The organism is Nonomuraea sp. NPDC050202, from assembly GCF_040656115.1.
In the GTDB taxonomy this organism is placed as follows: domain Bacteria; phylum Actinomycetota; class Actinomycetes; order Streptosporangiales; family Streptosporangiaceae; genus Nonomuraea.
Map to the genome: position 1 here is coordinate 271,985 of NZ_JBFALF010000009.1, position 22,722 is coordinate 294,706.

Genomic DNA, 22,722 nt, shown 5'->3' on the forward strand with positions numbered 1-22,722 from the left:
AGGTTACTCCGTGACTCTTCTGCGCGACGAGGGCCTGACCGCTGAGGAACTGGCGGTCTGGCGCATGTTGCAACGAGCCCAGGTGCGCGTCACCCGCCATCTGGAGAGTGAGCTGCTCGTCGCGCACGACCTGCCGCTGGCCTCGTACGAGGTGCTCATGCAGCTCGCCGAGGCCCCGCGCAGGCGGCTGCGGATGAACGACCTGGCCGACCGCGTCCTGCTCTCGCGCAGCGGCCTGACCAGGCTCATCGACCGGCTCCAGCGCGACGGCCTGGTGGCGCGCGAGGCGTGCGCCGACGACGCCCGCGGCCTGTACGCGGTGCTGAGCGACCGCGGCGCGGCCCGGCTGGCCGAGGCGACGCCGACCTACCTGCGCGGCATCAGGAGGCAGTTCCTCGACATGCTGGACGCGGGGGAGATCGCGCAGGTGCGCCACATGCTCGCCAAACTCGGCGACGAGCTCAGCGCCCCGCCTCCTGACCGCTCTCCTTGAGCTCCTCCAGCAGCCTGCCCAGCTCGGCGCGCAGGTAGTCGCGGGTGGCCACCTCGTTCAGCGCCAGGCGCAGGCCCGCGATCTCGCGGGTCAGGTACTCGATCTCGGCCTGGTTGCGCTCGGCGGCCTCGCGATCCTGCTCGTACTGGATGCGGTCGCGGTCGTCCTGCCGGTTCTGGGCCAGCAGGATCAGCGGCGCGGCATAGCTGGCCTGCAGCGAGAGCATCAGCGTGAGGAAGATGAACGGGTACGGGTCGAACTTCCAGCCTTCCGGCGCGACGGCGTTCCAGATGACCCAGACCGCGACGAAGACGGTCATGTAGACGAGGAACCGGGCGGTGCCGAGGAAGCGGGCGATCCGCTCCGACAGGCGGCCGAACGCCTCGGGGTCGTAGTGCGGGCGCAGCGTGCGGCGCAGGTCCCTGGGCTGGTCGAGGCGGTCAGTCGTCACGGTCGTCGGCTCCCTCGCGCCGGTGCTCCGTCAGCAGGTCGTCACGGTCGTCCGCCCGCTCGCGCCAGTCCTCGGGCAGCATGTGGTCCAGCACGTCGTCCACCGTCACGGCGCCGACGAGACGGCCCAGCTCGTCCACGACGGGGGCGGCGACGAGGTTGTAGTTGGCCAGGTAGTAGGTCACCTGCCGGAGCGTGAAGTCCGGCCTGATGGGGTCGATCGAGGGGTCGAGCACGCTGCCGAGCAGCGTGGACGGAGGCTCGCGCAGCAGCCGCTGGAAGTGCGTCACCCCGAGGTACTTCCCCGTCGGCGTCTCGGTCGGCGGCCTGGTGACGTAGACCTGGCAGGCCACGGCGGGCGTCAGGTCCTGCTGCCTGATGTGCGCCAGCGCCTCGGCGACGGTGGCGGTGGGCGGCAGGATCACCGGCTCGTTCGTCATCACGCCGCCTGCGCTGGTCTCCGGGTACGTCAGCAGCCGCCGCACCGGCGCCGCCTCCCCGGGCTCCATCAGCGCCAGCAGCTCGGCCGCCTGCTCCTCGGGCAGGTCGTGCAGCAGGTCGGCGGCGTCGTCGGGCCCCATCTCCTCCAGCACGTCGGCGGCCCGCTCGGGCTCCAGCGTGCCCAGGATGCCGATCTGGTCGTCGGGCGGCAGCTCCTCCAGCACGTCGGCCAGCCGGTCGTCGTGCAGCGCGCGGGCGATCTCGATGCGCCGCTTGGTGGGCAGGTCGTGCAGCGCGCTGGCCATGTCGGCGGCGCGCAGCGACTCGAACGCGGCGATCAGCCCGGCGGCCCCCTGGTCCTTCTGCAGCGTGTCGAACCCCGACACCTCTCCCCAGTCGACCGTGCGTGGCTCGCGCCGCCTGCCCTTGTAGACGGCGACCTTGGTGATCTCCCAGTTGGACGGCTTCAGCTCCTCCATGCCCACGTCGTACACCGTCATGGGCTCGTCGCCGACGCGTACGGTGAGGTCGAGCATCTGGCCGATGACCAGCGTCTCGGAGGCGCGCTGCTCGAACCTGCGCATGTTGAGCCGCCCGGTGAACACCACGGAGCCGGCCTCGATGCGGCGGACCCGGGTGATCGGCATGAACACCCGGCGGCGCGGCTGCACCTCCACCACGAAGCCGTGCACCCGGGGGCGCCGGCCGATGCGCAGCCCGACCACGACGTCTCTGACCCGGCCTATCTGGTCGCCGGCCGGGTCGAAGACCGGGGTCCCGGGAAGCCGGGCCACGAAGATCTTCACCCTGCCAGGCTAACAGCGCCGTCCCGCCCGCCCCGGAGGCGCTCGTATCCCGTTGCACCTAGGATGTCCGGCATGTCAGTATCAAACCCGCTGAACGGTGATTACGTGGTGGGTGGTGTGCGATGAGGTATGCGGGGCTGATGCTCGCGTTCGTGTCCTCGTGCTGTTTCGCGTTCTCGGGGCCCATGGCCAAGTACCTCATCGCCGCCGGGCTGGCGCCGATCGAGGCCGTGTGGACGCGGATGGCCGGCGCGGGGCTGCTGCTCCTGGCGGTGCTGGCCGTGTTCAGGCCGCGCGCGCTGCGGATCCCCGGCTCCAGGCTGCCGTTCTTCGCGCTGTACGCGGTGATGGCGGTGGCCGGCGTGCAGGCGCTGTACTTCGTGGCGATCACGCGGCTGCCGGTGGGGATCGCGTTGCTGCTGGAGTTCATGGCGCCGGTGATGGTGGTGGCCTGGGTGCGGATCATCCGCAAGGTACGGCTCGCGCGCGCCGCGTACGTGGGCGCCGTCGTCGCGGTCGTGGGCCTCGGGATCGTCGTCGAGGCGTGGCAGGGCCTGCGCCTGGACGCGCTGGGGCTGCTGCTGGGGCTGCTGGCCGGGGCGTGTTGCGCCGGATATTTCCTGATGAACGATAGCTTCGGCGACGACATCGACCCCCTCGGCCTGATCGCCTGGGGCATGGCGGGGGCGGCCCTGGTGCTGATCCCGTTCGCCCGGCCGTGGAACATCCCGTGGGAGGCCTTCACGGTCACCGCCGCGCCGGAGGGCGGCCAGCGGCTGCCGGTGCTGGGCGCGTACCTGTGGATGGTGCTGATCGCCACCGTGATCGCGTACATCCTGGGCGTCAACGCCGTGCGGCGGCTGTCGGCCGCGGTGGGCGCCACCGTGGCGTCGCTGGAGGTCATCGGCGGCGCCATCGTGGCCTGGGCGCTGGTCGGCGAGACGCTCGGGGCGTTCCAGATCCTGGGCGGCCTGCTCGTGCTGTCGGGCGCGCTGCTCGCCCAGACCGCCACCTCCAGCGCTCAGCCGGAGGTCGTCGGGGAGCCGGAGGCGGTCACCGCTCCGGGGTGAGCCGCCAGACGGTGGACTCGCGGGCCCAGCGCTCGGTGAGGTGCTCGCTGTCGCGGGCGTTGAGCCGCTCCTTGGCCAGCACCGCCACGGCGTCGGCCGCCGCGGCCTGGTCGACGGCCGACACGGCGGCCTCGAACTCCACCAGCCTGGCCCCGTTGTCCTTGCTGCGCAGCGTGACGTGCACCCGGTCGAGCGCGTCGAGCCCGGGCAGCCGCTGCTCCTCGCCCCCCGTCACGAGGTAGATCGCGCCGTCGTGCCAGGCGTGCCAGGCCAGGCGAGGACGGTCGAGGGTGAGCCAGAGGATGCCGGACTTCTTGGCGCCCTCCTCGATGGCCGTCTTGTTGTCGCTCACAGATGTGACTGTAACCGGCGAACCGCCGCCGCCACGAGGTCGTCTCCAGGGCATGCAAACGGCTTCACCGGCGACCAGTAGCGTGTGCGCATGCGCTCACGACGTTCTGTGCTCGCCGTGCCAGGCAGCAACCCCCGGTTCCTGGAGAAGGCTCAGACCCTGCCCGTCGACGAGGTCTTCCTCGACCTGGAGGACTCCGTCGCGCCGCTGGCCAAGGAGGAGGCGCGGGGCAACGTCGTCGCCGCCCTGCGCGAGGGCGACTGGTCGGGCAAGACCCGCGTGGTCAGGGTGAACGACCTGACGACGCAGTGGACGTACCGCGACGTGATCGAGATCGTCGAAGGCGCGGGGGCGTTCCTCGACTGCCTCATGCTGCCCAAGGTGCAGGACCCGACCGAGGTCGTCTGGCTCGACACGCTGCTCACGCAGATCGAGAAGACCATGGGCTACGAGGTGGGCCGCATCGGCATCGAGGCGCAGATCGAGAACGCCCGCGGCCTGGTGAACGCCGACGCCATCGCCGGGTCGTCCAAGCGGCTGGAGACGCTCGTGTTCGGCCCCGCCGACTTCATGGCCTCCATCAACATGCGCACGCTCGTCGTCGGCGAGCAGCCGCCCGGCTACGTCGAGGGCGACGCCTACCACTACATCCTCATGCGGCTCCTCATGGCGGCCAGGATGCACGACCTGCAGGTGATCGACGGGCCCTACCTGCAGATCAAGGACGTCGAGGGCTTCCGCCGGGTCGCGCAGCGGGCGGCGGCGCTGGGGTTCGACGGCAAGTGGGTGCTGCATCCGGCGCAGGTGGACGCCGCCAACGAGGTGTTCTCGCCGTCGCAGGAGGACTACGACCACGCCGAGCTCATCTTGGAGGCGTACGAGTACTACACCACCGTCGAGAAGCGCGGCGCGGTCATGCTGGGCGACGAGATGATCGACGAGGCCTCCAGGAAGATGGCGCTCGTCGTGGCCGCCAAGGGGCGGGCGGCCGGGCTGAGCCGTACGAAGAGGTTCACACCTTGAAGCCGATGGCGGTGAAGAACCAGAACGACGAGGTCAGCCAGAGACCCACGAGCGCCGTGAACGTCAGCCCGCCGAGCACCGGCAGCGTCCAGCCCGGCGTGTCGCGCTTGGGCAGGGCCAGCATCTTCGCGGTGAACACGCCGTAGAAGAAGCAGCCGAGCAGCGAGTGCGCGAGCACGCGCGGAACGTCGTACTGCAGGCCGAGGGCGTACAGGCAGTGGAAGGCGACCGGGATCGTGAGCACGAACGCCAGCCGGCCCGACCAGCGGTGCACGGCGAGCGGGATCGTGATCCCGAGCTTGCCCCACATCGACAGGGCCGAGACCACCTGCACGATCGCCAGCACGAACGCGCCGGTGGTCAGCCACACCTTCATCGGCAGCGCCGCGGAGAAGCCCGCCACGCCGACGGCGAACCCGCTCGGCGTGTGCACCCGCCCGTAGACGCCGAGCGCGAGCACCACGAGGCCGCCGACGAGCAGCGGCACCAGTAACGAGGTCGCGCTGGGGGAGCGGCGCTGCTGGTGGATGGCGGTCATTGCATCTCCTCGATGAAGCCGTCGACGTCCTCGGGGTTGACCGTGGTGCCGTCCACGGTGACGGGGGCGGTGGGCTGCTCGCTGTCGAGCTGCGGGATGTCGAGCTGCTCCTCCCCGGCGAAGGCGGCGCCCACCTGGTAGTAGCCGCCGTTCGGGTTCTTGATCATGATCCAGCCGGCGCGCAGCCTGGCCCCTCTGACGATCGCGGTGGCCCGGTACAGGCCCGACGGCTTGACCACCGTGGGGGCCGTGAAGTCCCACTTCTTGCCGCCGACGGCGACCCAGCCCTCGGCGCGGCCGCCGCCCAGTTCGGCCGTCACCTTGGAGCCGGCGTTCGCCACGCCCTTGAGCTGGAGCTCGCCGTCGGACTCCGAGCCCTTGAACCAGGCCTCGGTCTTGCCGTCGCAGAAGTAGCCGATGGCCTTGCCGTTCCTGATGGAGATGGCGATGAGGGCGCCGTTGCCCTTCACCCGGCCGCCGTAGTCGGCCTTGGCGATCTTCTTGGCCGCCGTCCGCGAGGGGGAGGGGGACGGCGCCGCGGTGTTCTCCTCGGCGGGGGGTGCTTCGGCAGCGGTGCCGGCGGCCGTTTGCTCGGCCGCGGGTGTCGCGATGGTGCTGGCGACACCGAGCCCCAGGGCGAGCACTGCGCCCGCCGCGAGGGTGATGACAGGTCCCAGCCTTGACATGGACTGCTCCCAGGGTCGAATTGCCTACGACTCTGAGCATCCGCCTAAAACGGCGGACCGTCTGTGAACTAATGCGCATCAAGTGGACAGAATGGAGATATGCAGGAAAATCCGGGGTCCCCATTTCCGTACGGCACTCAGGCAGCGGGGTATCCGTACCCGCAGCAGGCGCCCCCCTGGTTCGTGGCCGTCCCTCGCGGGGCCCGGTTCGACCATCTCGCCGCGATCCCCGGCGTCCGTCCGTGGCGGGCGATCGTCGGCACGCTGATCGTCGGCGCCGGGTTCCTGGCGATCGGCGTCGTGGTCGTCGTCGCGTTCATGCTGGGGACGGAGCTCCTCGGCCTGCCCGAGGCCGTGGACCCCGAGACGGGGGTGCCGCGGGGCACCGCGTACGGGCTGACGATGACGCTGCTGTCCATCGCGCCCGTGCTGCTGCTCGTGCAGGGCACGGCGGCGCTCGTCCAGCGGCGCCGCCCGGGGACGCTCTCGTCGGTGGTGGGACGCCTGCGCTGGTCCTGGATGGCGCGGTGCGCGGCGCTGGCCGTGCTGGCGCTGGCGCTCGGGCAGGGGGCGCAGTATCTGGCCCTGTCGGTCTCCGGCCTGGACGCGGGCATGTTCGGGTGGGCCGGGTGGTCGGCCTTCCTGCCGCTGATCATCGTGATCGTGCTGCTGGTGCCGTTCCAGGCCGCGGCCGAGGAGTACGTCTTCCGCGGCTGGTTCATGCAGGCCGTCGGGGCGCACGTGCGCAACCCCGTCTGGGGCATCCTCATCGGGTCCGCGCTGTTCGCGTCGCTGCACGGGTACTCCTGGGCGGGGCTGGTGGACGTGTTCGCGTTCGGGGTGGTGATGGCCTGGCTGGCGGTGCGGACGGGCGGGCTGGAGGCGCCGATCGCGCTGCACGTGGTGAACAACGTGGTGGCCTTCGGGATCAGCGCGGCTGCGGGTGACCTGGAGGACGCGCTGGATCAGGCGAAAGTGCCGGTACCGTGGCAGGCGTTGGCGGGTACCGTGGTGCAGCTCGGGGTGTATGCGTTTGGTGTGATGTATCTAGCCAAAAAGCAGTCAATTAGGACTATTTCGGAATAAATCCGGCGCGAGGTGTGGGGAATCTCGCTAGAGAGGTCTCGTAATTCCGGCCGAGTCATGCTGGTCTGGATGCTGTCGGGACGGCACGGGCCCCTCCGCGCCGCCCTGGAACGGTCCGCGAACGCGGCCTTGATCTGCCTGTACGACGAGCTCGACTAGGAGGTACGGCGCGTGGCCTCCGGCCCCAGCGAACCGCCACGGCGACCGCCAGAAGACGACGACCCTCGCTCCGAGGGCGCGTCCGAACCCCATTCCCCCTCGCAAGAGCCCAGGATCAGCCATTCACCGCCCGGCCCCACCGACGACCGGGCCAGGGGCTTACCGCTGACCTCGCCCTGGGGCATGCCGCCGTTCGCCGCTCCCATCCCCGACGACGAGCCGCAGGAGCTGCCCAAGGGGCGCAGGCCGTACACCTCGCCGACGGCGGAGCCCGAGGACGAGCCGCGCCGGCGCCGCCGCATCGTCAACCGGCCCGACAAGCTGGTCGCGGGCGGCCCGCTCCGCCCGGATGCCGCCACGCCGCAGCCGGACGCTTCCGGCGGCTCCCGGCCCGACGCGGCCGCGTCCCGGACGGGCGCCCCCGCCGCGCCCCCGGAGGGCGCGGCCGAGAGCCCCCGCGCTGACGCGGGGCCGCAGCCGCACGCGGGCGACGTGCCCCCGTCCGGCCCCGACACCGCGCCGCATGCCGGGGACGTGCCCCCGTCCCGTCCTGACACCGTGCCGCATGCCGGGGACGTGCCCCCGTCCCGTCCCGACACCGCGCCGCATGCCGGCGACGTGCCCCGGCCCCGCACTGACGCCGGGCCGCCGCCGCACGCGGGTGACGTGCCTCCACCCCGGCCCGACGCCGGCGCGACGCACGGGGACGCTCCACAGGTGCCCCGGCCGCGCCCCGAGGGTGACGCGGTGGCGCCTGGCGCCGGGACGCCTCACCAGGAGGCCCCGGCGGGCAACGGGGAGCGGCGGGACCGCACACCGCCGTACCGGCTGGTGTATCCCGTGCCGGCCGGCGAGGCCGGCCAGGCGGCCGAGGAGGACCGTGGCGAGCCCGGCGGCCGGCAGGAGCAGGACGAGACCGAGGTGCGGCGCGTCGGGCGGCCTCCCGGAGGCCGTCCCACCAGGCCGGACCTGCTGGTCGCGAGCGGCCCCGCGAGCGCGCCGGGCTCCGGCGGCCGGCACCACCGGGGCCCGGCCCCCGCCGCCGTGCGCAGGTCCAGCCCCGCCCGCCGCGGCACCAGGGCCATCCCGATCGTCCTGACCGTCGCCGCGGCCGTCCTGGTGGCCACCGGCGTCCTCGTCTGGCAGTGGAACGACGAGGCCGCCGCCCTGCGCCTGGAGGCGGGCACCGGACGTTCGGGGGACGAGCTGTTCACGATCCCCGCCGCCGGCGTCGGCACCGACCAGAAGCTCAACGACATGACCTCGGTGGGCCGCGCCGTGGTGGCCGTCGGCAGCGACACGACCAGCCCCACCCCGCGCCCGCTCTTCCTGTTCTCCCCGGACGGCGGCAAGACCTGGCGGCTCGGCCAGGTCAACGGCGCGTCCACTGCCATCGTGCGGCGGGTGGTCGGCGGCGAGGGCAGATGGCTGGCCAGCGGCGGTGACGAGAGCACCGGCGAGCGCGGCCTGTGGACCAGCGCCGACGGCTACAACTGGACGGCCGTGGAGGCGTCGGGGCTGGCCGCGTTCCGCGCCGGTGACCGGATCGAGGACATCGCGCGGACCGGCTCCGGGTTCGTCGCCGTCGGGCGTACGACGGGAGACGACGGCGGCACGTGGCCGGCGGCCTGGCGCTCGGACGAGGGCCGGGCCTGGGAGCGCGTCGAGACGAGGGAGCTGGGAGTACGGGAGCTCAGGGCCGTGGTGGCCAAGGGCGACACGGTCGTGGCCATCGGAGTACCCGCGGACGGCGAGGGATCGCGGGTGCTGCGCTCGGCCAACGGCGGGCGTGACTGGCAGGCGACCGGCTTCCAGCTCCCCGAGGCCACCGACCCCCGCGCGGGGACGGTGGCGGTGCTGCCCAAGCGGTTCGTGCTGGTGCCGACGCGGCGGCGTACGGTCGAGGGCGACGTGCGCGTCTACTGCTCGCCGACCGGGGCGCAGTGGTCGCAGTGCGGCTCCATCGGCGGCCTCGCCCCCGAGAGCGTCGGCGTGGAGTCGGTGATCTCCTACCCGTCGGGCGTGGCCGCGATCAGCCCGGGCGGGATGGGCACGTACACGGTGCTGACCACCACGGACGGACGTTCGTGGACGAAACGGGCGGATCTCGGCAACCTGACGGGTGCGACGCTGCGCGGGTTCACGATCTCCGACGGCGGCACCCTGTTCGCCGGCGGCGACCGCGCGGCCTCCGACGTCGACAACCAGCTCGTGCTCATGGCCGCGCCCCCGCGCGGCGACGCCTCGCGCGTGCAACTCGGCGAGGTGGCAGGTCTGACCAGGGTCGCCCGCGAGACGAACGCGCTGGCCAGCCATGGCGGCCGGTACGTGGCCGTCGGCTCCGCCTCGGGTGACGCCGGCCTGTGGACGATCAGGAACTGGCAGAGCTGGAAGTCGATGAGCCTGGGCGGCACCGGCAGGCAGACGCTCGAGGACGTCGCGTACGGTGGCCGCGGCTGGCTGGCGGTCGGCGGCACCGAGCCGAACGTCGGCGTCACCGACCCCCTCCTCGTCACCTCCACCGACGGCGAGAGCTGGAAGCGGGTCGACGTCACCGGCGACCTGGCCCGCCGGCCGGACCACCCCTACCTGCGCACCGACGTGGTGACCGCGGGCAAGGAGGGTTACGTGCTGGCCGGGCAGTCGAAGGACCAGGCGGGCACGGTCGGCGCCGCCATGTGGTTCACGCCGGACATGCGCAAGTACACCCGCTCCAACAAGCTGCCGCAGGGCGGCGCGGGCGTGCGCGTGCACGACGCGATCGCGAGCGGCGACGGGTACGTGGCCGTGGGCGGCTCCGGCAACGCCGACCAGGAGCGCACCGTGGTCTGGCACTCGGCGGACGGCGTGAACTGGGCCGCGCGCAAGAGCGTGTCCCCGCCGGACGCCACCTCGGCCGGGCTCCGGCGGATCACCGCTTACCAGGGCAAGCTCGTAGCCATCGGCACGGCCCTGACGAACGGGGCGCGGCGCGCGTTCGCCGCCGTCTCGGACGACGGAGGCGAGAGCTGGGAGACGGCCTGGCTGCCCGCCGACCGGGCGGCGGCGGTGTACGACCTGGCCGCGGCGCGGGAGGGGCTGGTGGCGGTCGGCTGGCACGGCGTGCCGGGCGAGGGCGACAGCGCGGCCTGGACGTCGCAGGACGGGCTGTCGTGGAACCGCATGGCGCTCACCAAGGACCGCCTGGCGGGCCAGGGGACGCAGTGGTTGTCGGCGGTGGCCGTGGACGGGGCGGAGGTCGTGGCGCTCGGCCGGTCCACGACGTACAGCGCCGACCATCTGATCCTGTGGACGTCCAGCCTGACGTCGAGCAGGTGAGGCTACCGCCCGGGGAGCACGTCCCACTCGGTCAGGGCCGCCAGCAGGCCCTCCGACAGCGGCAGCCGCTCCAGGTCGGCGCGGTCGCACCAGCGCACGTCCGCCGCGTCGTCCCCGGCGACGGGCGTGCCTGCGGACACGGTGGCGAGGTAGTCGCGGATCACGTACGTGACCCCGCCCGGGCCCGGCCGGTCCACCGCGCCGGCCAGCCGGCCCACCTCCACGCGCAGCCCGGTCTCCTCCAGCACCTCCCGCCGCACCCCCGCCTCGTCGCTCTCACCCGGCTCCAGCCGCCCGCCGGGAACGGACCACGACCCCATGCCGGGCGGGTGGCCGCGCTTGACGAGAAGCAGCCGGTCAGCGGCGTCGAAGATGATCGCGCCCACACAATTTACGCGCACATGACCAAGATTACGACGGGATAACGGGGATCGGCCTTGACGTGGCCGTGCCGGAGAAAGCACCGTGGGTAGTTGTGAGAGCGGCTCCAACCTGTCCCCGGTGCTTTGGCCCGCTTCACGGGCCGAGCGCCTGGTCGAGTGCGTTTCGATGTGACACGCACGGCGATGTCCTGCCGTATCAGCCTCCGTGGCCGCCGTCCAGCACCGCGCTTGAGGCGATACGCAAGAGCTCAGTCGTGCCCGTGTGGCTGCCCTGGCCGTTGCCCGCCGGCTGGCTGGTGACCGGCTTCGGCGAGGTCGGCGACCAGCGCACCGGCGCGCGCGCCAGCCTGGTCGCGCTGACCGGGCCGTCGCTGATGGAGGGGCCGGCGGATCTGATGATCATCGCCGAGGAACCGGGCATCGGGCTGGGCGCCGCGTTCGCCGGGCTCGGCGGGCCCGACCCCGGCGAGGGGTTCGACTCGGGCCCGCCGAACGCGAAGATCGCCGTGCTGGGCCATCCCACCGCGCTGTGGTGCGTGGACGGCCAGGACGACCGGGCCGTCTACGCGGGCGAGGCGATGGGCAACTGGCTGTGGGCGATCGCCTGGCCGGCCGATGCCGGATGCGTGATCGCGCTGGCCGAGCTGTCGCTGCTCGACGCCCGTGACCACGAGCTGGACGTGCCGTTCGGGGCCTTTTCCCGCAGACTCGAAGATTAGCGATTCGCGCTGTCAGAGGAACGGACTAGAGTTCGGAAGCGTGACAGCGCGTATCGAGCGAGTGGTGACCGAAGGGGTCGTCGACATCGACGGCACCGAGCACAAGGTCGAGAACAACACCTGGATCGTGGGTGACGACGACGAGGTGATCGTCATCGACGCCTCGCGTGACGCCGACAAGATCCTGGAGCAGGTGGGCGAGCGGGAGGTGCTTGCCGTCATCTGCACGGCGGGCCTGCCCGACCACGTGGCCGCCGCCATCGAGGTGGCCAGCAGGGACGAGGCCGTCGTCGCCCTGCACCCCAAGGACAAGCCCCTGTGGCGGGAGACCTGGCGCGAGACCTGGCCCGACATCGACATGGAGGACGACGGCATCTTCGGCGTGGCCGACGTCCAGCTCGACGTCATGGAGACGCCCGGCGTCACGCCCGGCGGCGTGTCGCTCTACTGCGAGGCGCTCGGGGCCGTGTTCACCGGCAAGGCCCTGCAGGCCGACGGCCCCGGCAAGCTGGGCGGCGAGTACCCGGCCCTGGCCGACCAGCTCACCTCGATCGGCGGGCGGCTGTTCACGCTGCCCGGCGACACGCGGGTGCTGGCCGCGCACGGCGACGAGGTCACGATCGGCGACCTGGAGCCGCACTTCGACGACTGGGTCTCGGGCTCGCTGACCCGCGTCGACACCGAGGCCGAGAGCGAGGGCCCGCTGACCGACGGCACGAGGATCTCCGGGATCAAGCTGGGCGACGACTAGGTGACCGTGCAGGGCCAGCTACCGCTGGACGGGATGCCGCGGCGGCTCTACTCGTGCACGCCGTCGCGGTTGAACACCTGGCTCGACTGCCGCCGCCGCTACCGGTTCACCTACCTCGACCGGCCGCAGCCGTCCAAGGGGCCCGCCTGGGCGCACAACAGCGTGGGCGCGAGCGTGCACAACGCGCTGGCGGGCTGGTGGCGGGAGCCGTACGACCGCAGGACCCCGCTGACGGCGGCCATCCTCCTCACGAACGGGTGGATCACCGAGGGGTTCAGGGACGCCGAACAGTCGGGACGCTGGCTGGGCCGGGCCCGCGACCTCGTGTCCGGATATGTCGCGACTTTGGATCCGTCCGACGACCCGGTCGGCGTCGAGCGCACGGTCGCCACGCGGACCAAGGTCATCGCCCTGTCCGGCCGCATCGACCGGCTCGACCGGCGCGGCGACGAGTTGGTCGTGGTCGACTACAAGACCGGCCGCCGCCCGCTCACGCAGGACGACGCCCGCTCCTCGCTGGCCCTGGCCGTCTACGCCGTCGCGGCCTCCAGCATGATGCGCACCCCGTGCCGCACGGTCGAGCTGCACCACCTGCCCACCGGCGAGATCGTCGAGTGGCGGCACACCGAGGAGTCCCTGGCCCGTCACCTGAGCCGCGCCGAAGAGGTCGCCATGGAGGCGTCGGAGGCGGACGACCGCTACCGGGCCGCCGTGGGCGAGCGGTCCGGGCCGCGCCGGCCACCCGGTGAGCGGCAGACGATCGGCCCCGCCGAGGTGCCCGCCGACGTCGACAAGCTGTTCGCGCCCAGCCCGGGGCCGATCTGCTCCTGGTGCGACTTCCGCCGCCACTGCCCCGAGGGCCTGGCCGCCGGTCCCGAACGCCAGCCTTGGGACGGCCTGGCCGAATAGCAGTCATCGGCCGTAGGGGTCGGTCATCGGCGGTGGTGGCCGGGCTCGTCGTGGCCGCCGCGCCGCTGCCCGTCAGGCGGCCCGGCGCGGCCAGCGGCGCGGATCGGTCAGGCCCTTGAGCCCCTTGCCGACGTCGTAGCCCGCCGCCCCCAGCCGCTCCCTGGACGCCCGCAACATCTGCCTGGTGGCGGGCATGAAGGCCCGGTCGTGCACGGGCTCGGGCAGCGAGTTCAGGCCCAGCCTGAACGCCTTCAGCGCGGCCGTGACCGTGGCCTGGGGCACCTCGGGCAGCGCGGCGTACATCCGCTTGGCCCAGCCGGGCAGCGTGTAGTAGCACAGCGCGCCGAACGGGAACCACGCCGGCTTGCCCGGCGACAACATGCGCAGCTCGCGCGGCAGCCGCGGCCACAGCAGGAACCGCACGGTCGAGGCCGCCTCCGGCGTCACACGCAGGGCGGGGCGCATCTGCTTGAAGCAGGCGTCCATCTCGGCGCACGAGCCGGGCACGTCGTCGAGGTGCAGGCCGACGTAGGTGGCGCTCTTGCGCTGCTCGTACAGGTAGCGGTCGGCCTGGCGCTCGCTGAGCCGCAGCCCGCCGCGCCTGGCCACCTCCAGGTACGACGACACCTCCGCGCAGTGCACCCACAGCAGCAGCTCGGGATCGTCCACCCGATGCGTCCTGCCGGTCTCGGGATCGTGGACGCGCAGCGCCTTGTGGATGCCCCGCACTCGCCTGCCGATCTCGTCGGCCTCCCGCGGGCTGCCGAACGTCACCCGCCCCACGAAGTCGGCGGTGCGGCGCAGCCGGCCGAACGGGTCCTCCTGGAAGTTGGAGTTCTGCCAGACACCCAGCATGGCCAGCGGGTGGAGTGCCTGCAGCATGAGGCCGCGCACCCCGCCCACCCACATCGAACGGTCGAGGTGCACCTGCCAGGTCGCGCTCTGCGGCGGCTGGACGACGATGTCTTCCATAGTAAGTACATGGTTACACCGCATTGGACCTGATGTCCAAGAAGTGCTGCTCCGCCGCGTTCCAGAACCTGACCAGGGCCGCCGCGGTCGTCTCCGGCGCCTCGACGGAGGGGGAGTGGACCGCGCCCGGCACGACCACGCACTCGGCCCCGAGCCGTGCGGCCATCTCCGACTGCAGCTCCGGGGGCCAGCCGTCGTCGTGCTCGCCGTACAGGACGAGCGTGGGAACCTCGATCTCGCGCAGCTCGTCGGTGCGGTCGTGCATGGTCAGCACCTGCTCGGCCATGCACGACAGGCCCGTCGGCGAGTTGGCCAGCAGGCGCTTGTGCAGGAACTCCAGGATCTCGTCGGGCACGTCCTGCGCCAGCGCCTCGGGCTCGAACCTGGCCTGCCAGACGGCCTCCAGGCCCAGCGACGGCACCTCGTCCATGATCTTCCTGCCGTTGCGGGCCCGCCTGCCCTCGATCGCCGCGGGGCCCGAGCCCATCAGCGTGAACGAGGCGAAGCGCGTGCGCCCGTCGATCACCGCCTCCCTGCCCACGAGCCCGCCGAACGAGTGACCCACCAGATGAACGGGGTCGCCGGCGCCGATGACCTGGGAGAGCACGTCGACGTCGGCCCCGAGCGCGGCGCACGTGTAGGAGGCGGGGTCGTCGGGGCCCGGTGTCTCGTACTGGCCGCGCAGGTCGATCGCCACCACCCGGCGGCCCGACTGGGCCAGGGTCATCAGGACCGCGATGAAGTCTTCCTTGCTGCCCGTCAGACCGGGGACCAGGAGCGCGGGCCAGCGCTCAACCACACCGCTGACCGGAATGGCCTCCAGGGCCGCGAACGTGCCCTGTGGCGTCTCGATCTTCTGCGGTGTGACGCCAGGAGGCAGGTCGAGGAATCGCGGCGTACTCACGTGGGGCAACAATACCCAGAGGTCAGCGCCTCGACACCGGCATGTCCACTACGCTGGTGCGAGTTCTGAGGAGTTGTGAGGTATGCGCGATCTCGAGATCCGGCCCGCCACCTCGTGGGACGACGTGCGGATGGTCTTCGGGCCGCAGGGGGCCTATTCCGGGTGCTGGTGCATGTGGTTCCGGCTCTCCGGACCGGAATTCCGCGCCACCCCGCCCGACGGGCGCAGGGAGCGCCTCCAGAGGCTCGTGGACGGCGCTGAGCGGGCTCCTGGGGTGCTGGCCTACCTTTCGGGCACACCGGTGGGCTGGTGCGCTGTGGCGCCGCGTGAGGAGCACGCACGGCTCCTCCGGTCGCGTGTCGCCCGGCCGGCCTCGCAGGGGGAGGCCGGGGTGTGGTCGGTGACGTGCTTCTACGTGCGGCGCGAGGGGCGCGGGCAGGGCGTGCCGGCCGCCCTGCTCGACGGGGCCGTCTCGTACGCGGCCTCGCAGGGGGCGCGGGTGGTCGAGGGGTACCCGAAGGACTCGGAGAAGCGGCTGCCGGCCGATGAGCTGTACCACGGGTGGCGGTCGCTGTTCGAGGAGGCGGGGTTCGAGGAGGTCGAGCGCCGCTCGCCGGCCCGGCCGATCATGCGCGTCACGACGGCGTGATGGCCACCGCCTCGCCGGCCCGGCACATGTGAAGGGCGCGCACCCCGGTGTGGGTGCGCGCCCTTGGACGTGCCTGCGCCGTTGGACGTGCTTGCGCCCGTTGGACGTGCCTGCGCCCGTTGGACGTGCCTGCGCCGCTGAGACGTGCCTGCGCCTGCTGGGACGTGCCTGCGCCCGCGCGCGTGGTGCGTGTCAGCCCACGCGCGCCGGGCGTCGCCGGACGGTCAGCCCATGCGGCGGCGGTTGCCGCCACCGCCACCGCCACCGCCGCTGCGGGGCTGGCGGCGCTGCTGCTTGCGCTCCGTCGCCGCCGACGGGGCGATGTCATCGTCGTCCGTGGCCAGGTCCGGCGACTGGAAGATCACCGCGAACGGGCTGGGCGGGATGATCCGCTCCGGCTCCCTGCGCACCGGCGGGGGCGGCGTCGAGAAGCTCGTCTCGGGCACCGACGACGTGACGGGCGGCGCCGCGGGTGCCTGACGCTCCGTGACGGCGGGTGCCTGGTGCTCCACGACGGCGGGCGCCTGGCGCTCCGGCGAGGCGGGCGCGGCGGACGGCTCCACGGCCGTCTCGACGCTCTCCACCTCGGCGGGAGCCGCGGTCCTGCGCGTACGGGTGCGCTTGACGGGCGCCTCCGCGACCTCCTCGGCAGGAGCCTTGCGGGTACGGGTGCGCATGGCGGCGGGTGCCTCCACGGTCTCCTCCTCGGATTCCTCGGCGCGGCGCGAGCGGGTGGGCTTGACCGGCGCCTCGGGGGCGTCGGCGAGCGCCTGCTCGATGGCGGAGGAGGCGGCGCCCCTACGCGTACGGGTGCGCTTGGGCTCGGTGGCCGCCTGGATCTCGTCCGTGGTGAAGATCGCCGGAGTCTCCTCCGTCTTGGCATCCACGAGCTCGACCTCCGGACTCTCGACAGGTGCGGACTCCGCCAGCTCCTTCCCGCCGCGGGTGCGGCGGCGCTGGCGGGGCGTACGGGCGGGACGCTCCTCGCGCTCGTCACGGCGTCGCCCGCCACGCGTGCGGGTCCGGCCGGTCTCGCCGAGGTCCTCGATGCGCTCGGCCGACAGGCCTGCGCGCGAACGGGCGGCGTGCGGCAGCACGCCCTTGGTGCCCTCGGGGATGCTCAGCTCGGAGTAGACGTGCGGCGAGGTGGAGTAGGTCTCCTCGGGCTCGGCGAAGTCGAGCCCGAGCATCTGGTTGATCATCTTCCAGCGGGTCAGCTCCTCCCACTCCACGAACGTGACCGAGATGCCCGTGCGCCCGGCCCGGCCGGTACGGCCGATGCGGTGCACGTAGGTCTTGTCGTCGGTGGGGCAGTCGTAGTTGACCACGTGGGTGACGTCGTCGATGTCGATGCCGCGGGCGGCCACGTCGGTGGCCACCAGCACGTCGATCTTGCCGTTGCGGAACGCCCGCAGCGCCTGCTCGCGCTGGCCCTGGCCGAGGTCGCCGTGGACGGCCGCGACCGCGAATCCACGCGTGTCGAGCTGCTCGGCGACCATGTCGCAGGCCCGCTTGGTCTCGCAGAAGACCATGGTGAGCCCGCGGCCGTCGGCCTGCAGCAACCGCCCGAGGATCTCGATCTTGTCCATGCGGTGCGTGCGCCACACGATCTGGCGCACCTGCGGCGTGGTCTCGCCCTCGCCGCTCTCGTGCTCGGCGCGTACGTGCGTCGGCCGGTTGAGGTACTTGCGCGACAGCGCGACGATCTCGCCCGGCATCGTCGCCGAGAACAACATCGTCTGCCGCTGCTCGGGGATCAGCTTGAAGATCCGCTCGATGTCGGGCAGGAAGCCCAGGTCGAGCATGCGGTCGGCCTCGTCGAGCACGAGCGCGGTGATCTGGCTCAGGTCGAGGTGCTTCTGCTTGACCAGGTCGAGCAGACGGCCGGGGGTGCCGACGATGACGTCGACCCCGGCCTTGAGCGCCTCGATCTGCGGCTCGTACGCGCGCCCGCCGTACACGGTCAGGACCCGGGAGCCGAGCTTGCCCGCCGCGGTCACGAGGTCCTCGCTGACCTGCGTGGCCAGTTCGCGGGTCGGCACGACGACCAGCCCGCGGGGCTTCTTGCGGTTCTTGCGCGGCTTGCCGATGCTCTGGAGCATCGCGATGCCGAACGCGTAGGTCTTGCCCGTGCCCGTGCGCGCCTGGCCGATCAGGTCCTGGCCGCTCAGCGCGAGCGGGAGCGCCATCTCCTGGATGGGGAACGGTGTGACGATACCCTCGGTCTCGAGGGCATCGGCGATCTCTGGTGTGACTCCGAGGTCTCGGAAAGTCGTCAGCGTGGCCTGCCTCAGTCTCAAATGAAGGCGGGCCTGCCGGGACCGACGGGCGGAAAACGCCCCCGTTTTGTGGGTCCTCGCGGTAGAGCCAGCCCTCTCGCGTCATCAGCGACCGCGCACCCGGGGATTCGGGGGGTAATCGGGGGATTCCCCCGAATTTACACAGTGCGGTCGCACTTTCACAGAGCAGTGTACTCGATACCACAACGCTGACCGAGCTTGCGTATGTTCCCGAAGATTCTCCGAAGTACGCTGCCTTCCATGAAGGAGTCTCCTGGAGTCGTCGACCTGCTCGGTGTGCTGGCCTACGCGGAGCTCAGCGCGTACGCGCGCATGACGGAGGACGCGGCCACCCTGGCGCCCTCCCTGGCCGACAGGGCGGCGCTGAGCGAGCTGGCCGTCACCGAGTACGCCCATTTCCGCCTCCTGCGCGACCGGCTGGCCGAGCTCGGGGCCGATCCCGGGGAGGCCATGACGCCGTTCGTGGGCGCGCTGGACGCCTGGCACGCGCAGACCAGGCCGACGGACTGGCTCCAGGCGCTGGTCAAGACGTACGTGGGCGACGGCATCGCGCTCGACTTCTACCGCGAGGCGGCCAGGCTGCTCGACCCGTCGATCGTCAAGCTGGTGGACGAGGTGCTGGTGGACGAGGAGCGCTCGCAGTTCGCCGTCGAGCGGGTCAGGGCCGGGATCGAGGCCGAGCCGGCGGCGGCCGGGCGGCTGGCGCTGTGGGCGCGGCGGCTGGTCGGCGAGGCGCTCAGCCAGGGCCAGCAGGTGGCCTCGGCGCGGCCGCAGCTCGCGCTGCTCCTGATGGAGTCACAGCAAGAGGGCCATACGGACATCTCCCGGCTTTTCGCCAAGCTGACCGAGGCGCACAACAAGCGCATGGCGGCGATGGGCCTCTGAGCAGCGGCCTCTGAGCGGATCCTGCCATCGGACGGCTGCCTTTGAGCGGCTGTCTCCGAGCGGCGGCCCCTGAGCGGCTGTCTCCGAGCGGCGGCCCCTGAGCGGGGCGTCTGGGCGGGGTATCTGTGTGGGTATCTGGGCGGGTCTTGCCATCGGGCGGCGCGGGGGAGGCCGGCGGTTGTAGCGTGCCGTCATGAGGGCCTCGCGCCGCTACGGCAGTTCTTCGACAAGATGTGGGCCGAACCGCTGGACCACCCGCGCCGTGCTGCGAAGGGAGAGCACGCGCTGCCCGGCCACCGATCCGAGGTGTGATGCCGTCCTCAGGGACCGGCGGCCCCGCGGCTGCCGCCTGACGCGGCCTCGCCCCCGGAGCTGAGCCCGCCGCGACAGGCCGGGGCGGGGCGTGGCTGGCCGGGTCGGGGCGTGGCAGAGCTCGTGAAGGGTACGGCGCGGACAGCCGTACCCCCCGGCTCAGCTGAGCTGTTAGAGCGTGCCGCCGAATCCGACCGGCCTGGACTCGTCCTCGCCGATCTCGACGAACCCGAGCGCGGCCACCGGCACCACGACCCGCCTGCCCTTCACATCGGTGATCGCGAACACACCGCCGCGATCGACCGACAAGGCGTTCCTGAGCTCCTCTTCGATCTGCTCGGCGCTGAGGTCGGTCTCGACAACGAGTTCGCGGTGTACGGAGCGTACGCCGATCTTGATTTCCATGGTGGGCTCCCTAGTCGACGGGCTGGCTCACACCCATCGTCGCGGGTAGAACCCTGGAACGGGGCGAATGATCGCGCCCAGCGAACGGGTTATGCCGTACGCGGAAAACCGCTGATGCCCCGCCACGCCAGCCGGGCCATGAGCTGCTCGGCCGCGTCCTTCGGGATCGAGCCCTGCGTGGTGACCCAGTAGCGGGCGCTCACCTCGGCCATGCCCACCAGCCCGACCCCCAGCAGGTGCGCCTCGTCACTGGTGCACCCGGTGTCCTCCTGGATGAGCTCGCTGACCATCTCGGCGCACTCGCGCAGCGAGCGCTCCACCCGCTGCCGCACCGGCGCGACGTTACGCAGGTCGGACTCGAACACCAGGCGGAACGCCTCGCCCTGGCTGGAGACGAAGTCGAAGAACGCGCTGAAGGTGGCCTGCACGCGCAGCTTGTTCTCGTGGGTGGAGGCCAGCGCCTCGCGGCAGCGGTTGACCATGTCGTCGACGTGGAGGTCGAGCAGCGCCAGGTAGAGCTCAAGCTTGCCGGGGAAGTGCTGGTAGAGCACCGGCTTGCTGACCCCGGCCCGCTCGGCGATCTCGTCCATGGCGGCCGCGTGATAGCCGTTCTCCACGAACACTTCCTGCGCGGCGCTCAGGAGCTGCCGGCGTCGGGCCAGTCGGGGCAGCCGGGTGCCCCGGGGCTTGGCATCCGGGGTTGCGGTCACGCGGGTCTCCATTGGTCTCTCAGGCGGGCTGTTCGTGGGTTGCGTCGCACGCAGCGCACATCCTACGTGCCGGTAGGTCACGCGGCGGCGACGGACGCCGACGACGGGCCGCTTCCGCGCAGGTCACGGCCACCGAGCCCGGCACCGGCCCGGTAGCGAACCGGCATCGGAACGGCGCTGAGCCGAGGCCACTCCGGCATCGGGCCGAGGCCGAGCCAACGCCGGACCGGCATCGGACCGGCATCGGACCGATGTCGTGCCGACGCCACTCCGGTGTCGCGCCGTGCCGGTGCCGGCCCGGCGTCGGGTGGACGCCGGACCGGCACCGGATCGGCTCAGCGGTAGTCGTCGTCGTCGAGATCGACCACGCGGTCCTGGTCGGACGCGTCCGCCGGATCGACGTCCAGCGGCAGCTCGCGGCGCAGTCGCCCCGTGCTCTGGAGCACCTCGCGGTGTTGCTCGGCGGCGTCGGCCTCCGGCGTCTCGATCGACCTTTCCCCCTCCTCATCGGCGTAGGGGCCTTCGTCCCCGCGTATGTCCATCTCCGACATGTTCGAGTCCCCCTCTCGGTACGACGGAACCAGCCTACGCCCGGCCGAAAAGGTCGCCGCGCTTCTCCACTCTGGCGAGGGCGTCCGGCGCGGTGAACACCAGGTCGTCAGGGTGTTCACAGTTCTCGACCTCCTTCCACGTCAGCGGGGTCGAGACCGTCGGCTGCTCCCTGGCCCGCAGGGAATAGGGGGCGACGGTGGTCTTGGCGGGGTTGTTCTGGCTCCAGTCGATGAACACCTTGCCCGGCCGCAGTTTCTTCGTCATCACGCTGACGATCTGGTCGGGATGCTCCTTCTCCAGGAGCTGGGCCAGTCTTTTGGCGTACGCGGACGGCTCCTCGCGGCAGTCCCAGTCCGCGTACAACTGCATGCCCTTGCTCCCGCTGGTCTTCGGCAGGGCCTTCAGGCCCTCCTGTTTCAGCACGTCGCGCAGCATGACCGCCACCCGGGTGCATTCGACGATCGTCGCGGGCGCTCCCGGGTCGAGGTCGAACACGAGCGTGTCAGGCGGCAGCGCCTGGCCGTCCTCGTCCACGCGCCACTGCGGCACGTGCAGCTCCAGGGCGGCCAGGTTGGCGTAGTAGACGAGCGTGGGCAGGTCGTCCACGACGGCGAAGTCGATGGTCTCGCGGTTCTTGGTGCTGCCGGGGGCGGGCAGGTTCACCCGTCTGACCCAGCCGGGGGTGTGCTCGGGGGCGTTCTTCTCGAAGAAGAACTGGCCGGTGACGCCGTTCGGGTAACGCTTGACGGTCAGGGGGCGGCCCCGCAGGTGGGGCAGCAGCACGGGCGCGATGCGGCTGTAGTAGTCGATGACCTCGGCCTTGGTGAAGCCGTAGTCGGGGTAGAGGACCTTGTCCAGGTTGCTCAGGGTCAGCTCGCGCCCGTCCACCTTGACCGGCACCTTCATAGCGTCACCTCCGCGGGGAGCCTGTCGGGACGCAGACCGCGCCACACCGGGTGCCGCAGCCGTTGTTCGTCGGTCCACATCGTGTAGGCCACCTCCCCGACCAGATCCGGCCTAACCCACCGATTCCTCCACGGGACGTCATTGCTGAACGGGCTGCGCGGGATCTCCAGCGGTCGCAGCAACTGGTACAGCTCGTCCAGCACCGCGTCGGTGAACCCCGTGCCGACGTGCCCGACGTACGTCAGGCCCGCGTCCGTGAACACCCCCATGACCAGCGAACCGACCCCGCCCGCGCGCCGTCCCTTGCCGGGTTTCCAGCCGCCGATCACGACCTCGCGCGTGGTCAGGTTCTTGACCTTGATCCACCAGGGTGACCGGACGCCCGGGCGGTAGTGGGAGTCGAGGCGCTTGGCGATGACGCCTTCGAGGCCCTGCTCGTACGTGGCCGAGAGCAGGTCGGACTCGCCGGGGAAGTACGGCGGCGCGCCGATGTCCAGCTCGTCCAGCAGCGCCCTGCGGTCGCGGTAGGACAGCTCGAACAGCGGCGTGCCGTCGAGGTAGAGCAGGTCGAACGGCATGTACGTGATCGGGTACAGCTCCTGCATGACCGGCTCTGGGTCGGTCAGGTGCATGCGCTGCTGGAGCCGTTCGAAGCTGGGCCGGCCGTGCTGGTCGAGGGCCACGACCTCGCCGTCGATGATCGCGCTCTTCAGCCCGAACCCAGAAATTTCCGGATATCTCCGCGTGTATTCGACTCCATGCCTCCCCGTCACCCGCATCCCGCCGTCAAGATGGACGAGGGCGCGGATGCCGTCCCACTTGACCTCGAGGCCGTACTGATCGCGATCGAAGGGCAGTTCCCCAGGTACGGCAAGCATTGGTTCGATTGGGTATGGCATTGGTTGCCCCATGACGGGTATGTGCCCATTGCCGGGCCGGTTGA

At 71.7% G+C, this 22,722-nt stretch carries 24 protein-coding genes; 10 read left to right on the forward strand and 14 right to left on the reverse strand.

All coding sequences use genetic code 11. The features are described from left to right. The first annotated feature begins 10 nt into the window (after positions 1-10). Entirely contained in the window at positions 11-493 is a 483-nt protein-coding gene (locus AB0I79_RS25765; protein WP_357877216.1) for a MarR family transcriptional regulator, read from the forward strand. Here the strand turns inward: AB0I79_RS25765 and AB0I79_RS25770 are convergent. Then, positions 462-944 (reverse strand): DUF1003 domain-containing protein, encoded by a 483-nt coding sequence (locus AB0I79_RS25770; protein ID WP_357877219.1) that lies wholly within the window; start codon positions 942-944, stop codon positions 462-464. The two genes, AB0I79_RS25765 and AB0I79_RS25770, sit on opposite strands and share 32 nt — an antisense overlap. Further along, on the reverse strand, positions 934-2,190 hold the full coding sequence (locus AB0I79_RS25775) for a CBS domain-containing protein (RefSeq protein WP_357877222.1): 1,257 nt from the start codon (positions 2,188-2,190) through the stop codon (positions 934-936). Before AB0I79_RS25775 ends, AB0I79_RS25770 begins: the two co-directional genes overlap by 11 nt. 140 nt (positions 2,191-2,330) lie before the next feature. On the opposite strand from AB0I79_RS25775, the gene AB0I79_RS25780 reads away from it, so the two are divergent. Beyond that, complete coding sequence (locus AB0I79_RS25780; protein ID WP_357877225.1) at positions 2,331-3,260, forward strand: EamA family transporter; 930 nt, start codon at positions 2,331-2,333, stop codon at positions 3,258-3,260. Here AB0I79_RS25780 and AB0I79_RS25785 read toward each other — a convergent pair. Continuing rightward, on the reverse strand, positions 3,244-3,612 hold the full coding sequence (locus AB0I79_RS25785; RefSeq protein WP_357877227.1) for a hypothetical protein: 369 nt from the start codon (positions 3,610-3,612) through the stop codon (positions 3,244-3,246). The two genes, AB0I79_RS25780 and AB0I79_RS25785, sit on opposite strands and share 17 nt — an antisense overlap. A gap of 90 nt (positions 3,613-3,702) precedes the next feature. On the opposite strand from AB0I79_RS25785, the gene AB0I79_RS25790 reads away from it, so the two are divergent. Next, positions 3,703-4,635: a CoA ester lyase gene (locus tag AB0I79_RS25790; RefSeq protein WP_357877230.1), complete on the forward strand. Its 933-nt coding sequence runs from the start codon at positions 3,703-3,705 to the stop codon at positions 4,633-4,635. On the opposite strand, the gene AB0I79_RS25795 is transcribed toward AB0I79_RS25790, so the two are convergent. Further along, positions 4,625-5,173, reverse strand: a complete 549-nt coding sequence (locus AB0I79_RS25795) for a DUF6529 family protein (RefSeq protein WP_357877233.1) — start codon at positions 5,171-5,173, stop codon at positions 4,625-4,627. The two genes, AB0I79_RS25790 and AB0I79_RS25795, sit on opposite strands and share 11 nt — an antisense overlap. Next, positions 5,170-5,859 (reverse strand): hypothetical protein, encoded by a 690-nt coding sequence (locus AB0I79_RS25800; protein ID WP_357877236.1) that lies wholly within the window; start codon positions 5,857-5,859, stop codon positions 5,170-5,172. The genes AB0I79_RS25795 and AB0I79_RS25800 overlap by 4 nt, the downstream gene beginning before the upstream one ends. 99 nt (positions 5,860-5,958) lie before the next feature. Between AB0I79_RS25800 and AB0I79_RS25805 the strand changes: the two genes are divergently transcribed. Together AB0I79_RS25805 and AB0I79_RS25810 are read left to right on the forward strand one after the other, a co-directional pair. Further along, positions 5,959-6,945, forward strand: a complete 987-nt coding sequence (locus AB0I79_RS25805; protein ID WP_357877239.1) for a CPBP family intramembrane glutamic endopeptidase — start codon at positions 5,959-5,961, stop codon at positions 6,943-6,945. Between the two features lie 342 nt (positions 6,946-7,287). Continuing rightward, positions 7,288-10,422 carry a hypothetical protein gene (locus AB0I79_RS25810; RefSeq protein ID WP_357877242.1) on the forward strand — a complete coding sequence of 1,045 codons (3,135 nt, stop codon included), beginning with the start codon at positions 7,288-7,290 and terminating at the stop codon, positions 10,420-10,422. 2 nt (positions 10,423-10,424) lie between these two features. Here AB0I79_RS25810 and AB0I79_RS25815 read toward each other — a convergent pair whose 3' ends face one another. Continuing rightward, positions 10,425-10,823 carry an NUDIX domain-containing protein gene (locus AB0I79_RS25815; RefSeq protein ID WP_357877245.1) on the reverse strand — a complete coding sequence of 133 codons (399 nt, stop codon included), beginning with the start codon at positions 10,821-10,823 and terminating at the stop codon, positions 10,425-10,427. A gap of 74 nt (positions 10,824-10,897) precedes the next feature. On the opposite strand from AB0I79_RS25815, the gene AB0I79_RS25820 reads away from it, so the two are divergent. The 3 genes from AB0I79_RS25820 to AB0I79_RS25830 are packed head-to-tail and all read left to right on the forward strand — an operon-like array spanning position 10,898 to position 13,184. Beyond that, complete coding sequence (locus AB0I79_RS25820; RefSeq protein ID WP_357877445.1) at positions 10,898-11,524, forward strand: DUF6758 family protein; 627 nt, start codon at positions 10,898-10,900, stop codon at positions 11,522-11,524. A 40-nt stretch (positions 11,525-11,564) separates the two neighbouring features. Then, the gene (locus tag AB0I79_RS25825) at positions 11,565-12,275 is read left to right on the forward strand and encodes an MBL fold metallo-hydrolase (RefSeq protein ID WP_357877248.1); all 711 of its coding nucleotides are present in this window, start codon (positions 11,565-11,567) and stop codon (positions 12,273-12,275) included. Beyond that, entirely contained in the window at positions 12,276-13,184 is a 909-nt protein-coding gene (locus AB0I79_RS25830) for a PD-(D/E)XK nuclease family protein (RefSeq protein ID WP_357877251.1), read from the forward strand. A 72-nt stretch (positions 13,185-13,256) separates the two neighbouring features. On the opposite strand, the gene AB0I79_RS25835 is transcribed toward AB0I79_RS25830, so the two are convergent. Then, positions 13,257-14,156 carry an oxygenase MpaB family protein gene (locus AB0I79_RS25835; protein ID WP_357877254.1) on the reverse strand — a complete coding sequence of 300 codons (900 nt, stop codon included), beginning with the start codon at positions 14,154-14,156 and terminating at the stop codon, positions 13,257-13,259. A 13-nt stretch (positions 14,157-14,169) separates the two neighbouring features. After that, positions 14,170-15,060 (reverse strand): alpha/beta hydrolase, encoded by an 891-nt coding sequence (locus tag AB0I79_RS25840; protein ID WP_357877257.1) that lies wholly within the window; start codon positions 15,058-15,060, stop codon positions 14,170-14,172. 82 nt (positions 15,061-15,142) lie between these two features. On the opposite strand from AB0I79_RS25840, the gene AB0I79_RS25845 reads away from it, so the two are divergent. Next, entirely contained in the window at positions 15,143-15,709 is a 567-nt protein-coding gene (locus AB0I79_RS25845; protein WP_357877260.1) for a GNAT family N-acetyltransferase, read from the forward strand. A gap of 224 nt (positions 15,710-15,933) precedes the next feature. Here the strand turns inward: AB0I79_RS25845 and AB0I79_RS25850 are convergent, their stop codons facing one another. Then, positions 15,934-17,898 (reverse strand): DEAD/DEAH box helicase, encoded by a 1,965-nt coding sequence (locus AB0I79_RS25850; RefSeq protein WP_357877263.1) that lies wholly within the window; start codon positions 17,896-17,898, stop codon positions 15,934-15,936. A 351-nt stretch (positions 17,899-18,249) separates the two neighbouring features. Here AB0I79_RS25850 and AB0I79_RS25855 point away from each other — a divergent pair, with 351 nt between their 5' ends. Then, complete coding sequence (locus AB0I79_RS25855; protein WP_357877266.1) at positions 18,250-18,894, forward strand: ferritin-like fold-containing protein; 645 nt, start codon at positions 18,250-18,252, stop codon at positions 18,892-18,894. Between the two features lie 483 nt (positions 18,895-19,377). Here the strand turns inward: AB0I79_RS25855 and AB0I79_RS25860 are convergent, their stop codons facing one another. The 5 genes from AB0I79_RS25860 to ligD (AB0I79_RS25880) form a co-directional block, all read right to left on the reverse strand. After that, positions 19,378-19,611 carry a DUF3107 domain-containing protein gene (locus tag AB0I79_RS25860; RefSeq protein WP_357877269.1) on the reverse strand — a complete coding sequence of 78 codons (234 nt, stop codon included), beginning with the start codon at positions 19,609-19,611 and terminating at the stop codon, positions 19,378-19,380. Between the two features lie 89 nt (positions 19,612-19,700). After that, positions 19,701-20,321, reverse strand: coding sequence for a TetR/AcrR family transcriptional regulator (locus AB0I79_RS25865; RefSeq protein WP_185100948.1), 621 nt, complete (start codon positions 20,319-20,321; stop codon positions 19,701-19,703). A 335-nt stretch (positions 20,322-20,656) separates the two neighbouring features. After that, on the reverse strand, positions 20,657-20,863 hold the full coding sequence (locus tag AB0I79_RS25870; protein WP_357877272.1) for a hypothetical protein: 207 nt from the start codon (positions 20,861-20,863) through the stop codon (positions 20,657-20,659). Between the two features lie 43 nt (positions 20,864-20,906). Beyond that, positions 20,907-21,779, reverse strand: a complete 873-nt coding sequence (gene ligD / locus AB0I79_RS25875; protein WP_357877275.1) for a non-homologous end-joining DNA ligase — start codon at positions 21,777-21,779, stop codon at positions 20,907-20,909. Next, on the reverse strand, positions 21,776-22,657 hold the full coding sequence (gene ligD / locus AB0I79_RS25880) for a non-homologous end-joining DNA ligase (protein ID WP_357877278.1): 882 nt from the start codon (positions 22,655-22,657) through the stop codon (positions 21,776-21,778). The genes ligD (AB0I79_RS25875) and ligD (AB0I79_RS25880) overlap by 4 nt, the downstream gene beginning before the upstream one ends. Positions 22,658-22,722: the final 65 nt, after the last annotated feature.